This window comes from Streptomyces sp. NPDC088246, assembly GCF_044741025.1.
Taxonomy (GTDB): domain Bacteria; phylum Actinomycetota; class Actinomycetes; order Streptomycetales; family Streptomycetaceae; genus Streptomyces.
Genome location: NZ_JBIURV010000129.1, coordinates 1 through 2,388 on the forward strand (window position 1 = coordinate 1; position 2,388 = coordinate 2,388).

Here is a 2,388-nt window from a genome sequence, read left to right on the forward strand (position 1 = left end):
CCCTTCGGGGTGGATTAGTGGCGAACGGGTGAGTAACACGTGGGCAATCTGCCCTTCACTCTGGGACAAGCCCTGGAAACGGGGTCTAATACCGGATAACACTCTGTCCCGCATGGGACGGGGTTGAAAGCTCCGGCGGTGAAGGATGAGCCCGCGGCCTATCAGCTTGTTGGTGGGGTGATGGCCTACCAAGGCGACGACGGGTAGCCGGCCTGAGAGGGCGACCGGCCACACTGGGACTGAGACACGGCCCAGACTCCTACGGGAGGCAGCAGTGGGGAATATTGCACAATGGGCGAAAGCCTGATGCAGCGACGCCGCGTGAGGGATGACGGCCTTCGGGTTGTAAACCTCTTTCAGCAGGGAAGAAGCGAAAGTGACGGTACCTGCAGAAGAAGCGCCGGCTAACTACGTGCCAGCAGCCGCGGTAATACGTAGGGCGCAAGCGTTGTCCGGAATTATTGGGCGTAAAGAGCTCGTAGGCGGCTTGTTGCGTCGGTTGTGAAAGCCCGGGGCTTAACCCCGGGTCTGCAGTCGATACGGGCAGGCTAGAGTGTGGTAGGGGAGATCGGAATTCCTGGTGTAGCGGTGAAATGCGCAGATATCAGGAGGAACACCGGTGGCGAAGGCGGATCTCTGGGCCATTACTGACGCTGAGGAGCGAAAGCGTGGGGAGCGAACAGGATTAGATACCCTGGTAGTCCACGCCGTAAACGTTGGGAACTAGGTGTTGGCGACATTCCACGTCGTCGGTGCCGCAGCTAACGCATTAAGTTCCCCGCCTGGGGAGTACGGCCGCAAGGCTAAAACTCAAAGGAATTGACGGGGGCCCGCACAAGCAGCGGAGCATGTGGCTTAATTCGACGCAACGCGAAGAACCTTACCAAGGCTTGACATACACCGGAAAGCATCAGAGATGGTGCCCCCCTTGTGGTCGGTGTACAGGTGGTGCATGGCTGTCGTCAGCTCGTGTCGTGAGATGTTGGGTTAAGTCCCGCAACGAGCGCAACCCTTGTTCTGTGTTGCCAGCATGCCCTTCGGGGTGATGGGGACTCACAGGAGACTGCCGGGGTCAACTCGGAGGAAGGTGGGGACGACGTCAAGTCATCATGCCCCTTATGTCTTGGGCTGCACACGTGCTACAATGGCCGGTACAATGAGCTGCGATGCCGCGAGGCGGAGCGAATCTCAAAAAGCCGGTCTCAGTTCGGATTGGGGTCTGCAACTCGACCCCATGAAGTCGGAGTTGCTAGTAATCGCAGATCAGCATTGCTGCGGTGAATACGTTCCCGGGCCTTGTACACACCGCCCGTCACGTCACGAAAGTCGGTAACACCCGAAGCCGGTGGCCCAACCCCTTGTGGGAGGGAGCTGTCGAAGGTGGGACTGGCGATTGGGACGAAGTCGTAACAAGGTAGCCGTACCGGAAGGTGCGGCTGGATCACCTCCTTTCTAAGGAGCACTTCTTACCAAGCTTGCTTGGTCAGAGGCCACTACGTCGGCAAATGTTCGGCGGTGGTTGCTCATGGGTGGAACGTTGACTATTCGGCACGACAGGTTGTTTTTCATTAGTACTGCTTCGGCGTGGAACGTGGGAAGGGATCGGTTGTGTCGGGCACGTTGTTGGGTATCTGAGGGTACGGCCGTGATGGTCGCCTTCAGTTGCCGGCCCCAGTGAACTCGCCCTTTCGGGGTGGGGTGATGGGTGGCTGGTCGTTGTTTGAGAACTGCACAGTGGACGCGAGCATCTGTGGCCAAGTTTTTAAGGGCGCACGGTGGATGCCTTGGCACCAGGAACCGATGAAGGACGTGGGAGGCCACGATAGGCCCCGGGGAGCTGTCAACCGAGCTTTGATCCGGGGGTGTCCGAATGGGGAAACCCGGCAGTCGTCATGGGCTGTCACCCGCTGCTGAACACATAGGCAGTGTGGAGGGAACGAGGGGAAGTGAAACATCTCAGTACCCTCAGGAAGAGAAAACAACCGTGATTCCGGGAGTAGTGGCGAGCGAAACTGGATGAGGCCAAACCGTATGCGTGTGATACCCGGCAGGGGTTGCGCATGCGGGGTTGTGGGATCTCTCTTTCACGGTCTGCCGGCTGTGAGACGAGTCAGAAACCGTTGATGTAGGCGAAGGACATGCGAAAGGTCCGGCGTAGAGGGTAAGACCCCCGTAGCTGAAACATTGACGGCTCGTTTGAGAGACACCCAAGTAGCACGGGGCCCGAGAAATCCCGTGTGAATCTGGCGGGACCACCCGCTAAGCCTAAATATTCCCTGGTGACCGATAGCGGATAGTACCGTGAGGGAATGGTGAAAAGTACCGCGGGAGCGGAGTGAAATAGTACCTGAAACCGTGTGCCTACAAGCCGTGGGAGCGTCGCTGTAT

Annotated in this window: 2 rRNA genes (1 of these 2 only partly in view); both read left to right on the top strand. The window is 58.3% G+C overall.

Going from position 1 to position 2,388, the window contains the following annotated elements:
• Positions 1-1,452, top strand: a 16S ribosomal RNA gene (locus ACIPEK_RS46145); the annotation flags it as partial.
• A gap of 300 nt (positions 1,453-1,752) precedes the next feature.
• Positions 1,753-2,388 (top strand): 23S ribosomal RNA (locus ACIPEK_RS46150); it runs 2,574 nt beyond the window's last position.